The 3,280-nt window shown below is 68.1% G+C and carries 3 protein-coding genes; all 3 read left to right on the forward strand.

Translation table 11 applies throughout. The annotated features are described in order from the left end of the window. Positions 1-567, forward strand: a 567-nt coding sequence (locus ACFE64_RS15445) for a type-F conjugative transfer system secretin TraK (protein WP_375393341.1), incomplete at its 5' end; no start/stop codon positions are given. Beyond that, on the forward strand, positions 564-1,898 hold the full coding sequence (locus ACFE64_RS15450; RefSeq protein ID WP_375393342.1) for a TrbI/VirB10 family protein: 1,335 nt from the start codon (positions 564-566) through the stop codon (positions 1,896-1,898). The genes ACFE64_RS15445 and ACFE64_RS15450, both read left to right, overlap by 4 nt. After that, positions 1,898-2,782: a DsbC family protein gene (locus ACFE64_RS15455; protein ID WP_375393343.1), complete on the forward strand. Its 885-nt coding sequence runs from the start codon at positions 1,898-1,900 to the stop codon at positions 2,780-2,782. Before ACFE64_RS15450 ends, ACFE64_RS15455 begins: the two co-directional genes overlap by 1 nt. Positions 2,783-3,280 lie beyond the last annotated feature (498 nt).

Genomic DNA, 3,280 nt, shown 5'->3' on the forward strand with positions numbered 1-3,280 from the left:
GCGAGCGTCAGCAAGATCACGACGGGCTACCCCTATAATGATTTCACGGTCACCAACGAGCCCGTCCGGGGAGACATCTATCTCTCGGTGCCGGAAGGCTTTGCGCCGGGTCGACTGAGCTTCTTCGCGACGACGCGGAAGGGCTTCGTCTACAAGTTCGCGTGCACTGTCGGAGGCAGTGAAGCCGAACAGGTCTTCATCACCAACCCCGCGCTCGCACAGCCACCCGAGCCGTCAATCACGACCGCGACGCCGCAGGATGCCGCGCTTGCCCTCGTCCAGTCGATGGCGACCGGCGGCGTGCCGAAGGGCTATCAGGTTCGACAGACGGCGGCGTCGCCACTGCGCGTCGGCGACTTCAGCGTCCGCCTGATCTCCCAATATCGGGGCGGGGGGCTTCTCGGAAAAGTCCTTCGCGTCGAAAACCGCGGCAGCGAGACGGCAACGCTCGATCCCAAGGTGATCGCTCCGGGCGATGCGCTCGCCGTCAGCATCGGAGCATCCGAACTCGCGCCTCACGCCGCGACCACGCTCTATGTCGTGCAGACCGATGGAGCGGGCGCATGAGCGCCCCCGCAACTCCGCAGAACGGCCGGGCGGCGGATACCGCCGAAAACGCGATCGGCGCCCTCAATGCCAAGACGCGGCAGCGTCAGCGGATGCTGCTGCTTGGCGGCGGCGGTGCGGTCGCGATGGTCGGGCTCTGGTTCGTGCTGGGAGGCTCGCCGCACCACACCTCCGCGGCTCCTGATGCGCCCGAGCGGATCGAGACCGACGGCATCGTCAATCGCGACCTGAGCCAAAAGGAATTCGTCGCGATCTACGGCAATCGCCTGGACGCGCAGGCCCGTCAGCTGAAGGCCTTGGAAGACTCGCGAGCCGTCAATCCCGATGTCCAGTCCAAGCTCGACGCTCTCGCGGCCGAGAACCAGGCGATGCGTACCGATGGCGCGCATACGATCGACGCGCTCACGCAGGAGAACAGCTCGCTGAAGGGTGAACTGGCACGTGCGCAGTCCGCGCCGCCGCCATCCGCCGCGACGTCTTCGCCCGCGCGCGACCCGTCGATCCCGTCGGGTTCGCCGCTGTCGCCGAACCTCGCGACGCCGGATGGCGCTGCTGCCCTGCCCACAACGGCGGAGCGGCAGGTGAAGACTCTGTCGTTCGTCGCGAGCACGGAGAGTGCTGGCGCGGTCAAGAGCGGTCTGCGCTCATCAAGGCCACAAGCGCCGGCGATCGAGATCGAGGACAGCCCCGATTATCTGCCTCCCAACAGCTATGCGCCCGCGCGCGTGATCGTCGGCGTCGATGCCTCGGCAGGCGTCGCCAGCCAGACGGACCCGCTACCCGTCGTCCTGCGGATCACGGGCCCCGCCCGCTCGGTGGTCAAGGACGGCAAGCTCCTGACCACGCGGCTCGAGGGCTGCGTCGTCAATGGCGCGGCGCGGGGCGATCTCAGCGCCGAGAAGGTCTACGTGAAGCTGCAGAAGATGACCTGCGACCAACCCGGCGGACGGGTGGCGGTCAGCGAGGTCAAGGGCTTCATCAGCTTCGCCGGCAAGACGGGCGTACGCGGCCGCGTCGTGAGCCGCGAGGGAAGCCTCGTCAGCCAGGCCCTGATCGCCGGCATCGTCGCCGGCTTCGGCCGCGGCTTCTCCGCCAACGCGAACGGCGTGTTCTCGGGGCTCGCCACCGGCGTCGATGGCAAGCGCCAGACGCTTTCCGCCGGCGACATCGTCCAGGGCGGCTTTGGTCAGGGCGTCGGCGACGCCGCGGACAGTGTCTCCAAATATCTGATCGAACGCGCCGAGCAATATCAGCCGGTGATCGAGATGCCGACCGGCATCGATGTCGAAATCGTCTTTCTCGACGGCGTCTATGTGAGGAACTCCCAATGATGAATGCTGACTCTCGACTTGGCCGGGAGCTGGTCAGGTTCCGGCGCCTTGAAGGCGTCCCGTTCTGGACGCTGCTTGCCGGCGCCTCGCTCAGTCTCGGTATGGGCGCTGGCGTCGCCGCCAACGCCGTTCATGCCGAAACGCTTGCCGGTGTGGCGATCGACACCAATCTGGTGCGGACCGCGCTCAAGCTCAGGCTGCCGCGAACCGCGATCGGCGCGATCGACTGCCAGCGCCTGCGTGGCCTCTGCGAGGTCGTCGCCGGCACGACATTGTTCTACGTCGATCCGACCGCACGCTATCTGATGATCGGGCGGGTGTACGACATGGAAACGCGCAGCGATGTCACGGCCGCGCGGCTGCTCGAGCTCAATCCCGATCTGATCGCAGCCGGCGCCGCCGGCCGCAAACAGACCGACGCCGACGAAGAGCAGGCGCCGGCACCCGCCAAGGCCAGCAAGGTCGACCTCGCCGAGCTTCCCAAAGGCGGCGCGATCTACTGGGGCCCCGCCGGCGGTGCCAAGGTCGTCGTGCTCAGCGACTTCTCGTGCGGATACTGCCGCAAGCTCTCCGGCGAGCTCGCCAGCCTCGGCCTGCGGGTCGAAGAGCGGCCGATCTCGATTTTCGGACCGGAGAGCCGGAAGAAGGCCGAGGCGGTGCTTTGCGCGCGAGATCCGGCTGCGGCTTTGCATGCCGCCTATGCCGATCAGCCGGTTCCAACCGGCGCCAAGTGCGACACGTCCGGCCTCGACGGCAACGAGGCATTCGCCAAGCGGCACGGGTTCGGCGGCACGCCGGTCATCATCCGGCGCGACGGCGCGGTGATCGAAGGCTTCCGTCCGGCCGCAACGCTCAAGGCGTTCATCGCCGGAGGTGCGGCATGACCCGCTGTCCGACAGCCTTGCTGCTCCTCGGCTCCCTCTCCGGCTGCGCGACCCTGGGCGGCACCGTCAAAGGCGACTTCGCCTGCCGTGCACCAACCGGGACGTGCGCTCCCATGACGGAGATCGATGCGAAGGCCGTTACCGCCCTGAGCGGCCGTGACAGCGGACCCTCGGCGGTGGCGCCGGCCCGGCAGCCTGCAGTTTCGCGCGGCGGCGGCATGGGACCCCGAACAGGCGAACGGTTGCTCGCCGTCCTTCTGCCCGCCCATGTCGATGCGGCGGGGTCCTCCATGACGCCGCCACGGTCCACGTAGTGGTCGAGGCGCCGGGCTGGCGCCTGGAGCCCAGCCGCCCGGACTCCGACACCCAATCCCTTCCCGAGTTCTCGCGCAGTTCCGCCCCTTCCTCTCTGCGCGAGGCAGTCGCCGGTGCTTCGGCACCGGCGATCGAGGGGCTCGAGATGCTCCCCGCTCGAGCCCCTCACATGATCACGGACGG

Origin of the sequence: uncultured Sphingomonas sp. (assembly GCF_964250165.1) — a bacterium.
Classification (GTDB): Bacteria; Pseudomonadota; Alphaproteobacteria; order Sphingomonadales; family Sphingomonadaceae; genus Sphingomonas.

Bases quoted from the DNA above. Each gene is read 5' to 3' on its own strand.
- ACFE64_RS15450 (WP_375393342.1), top strand. From the start codon at position 564: ATGAGCGCCCCCGCAACTCCGCAGAACGGCCGGGCGGCGGATACCGCC.
- ACFE64_RS15455 (WP_375393343.1), top strand. From the start codon at position 1,898: ATGAATGCTGACTCTCGACTTGGCCGGGAGCTGGTCAGGTTCCGGCGC.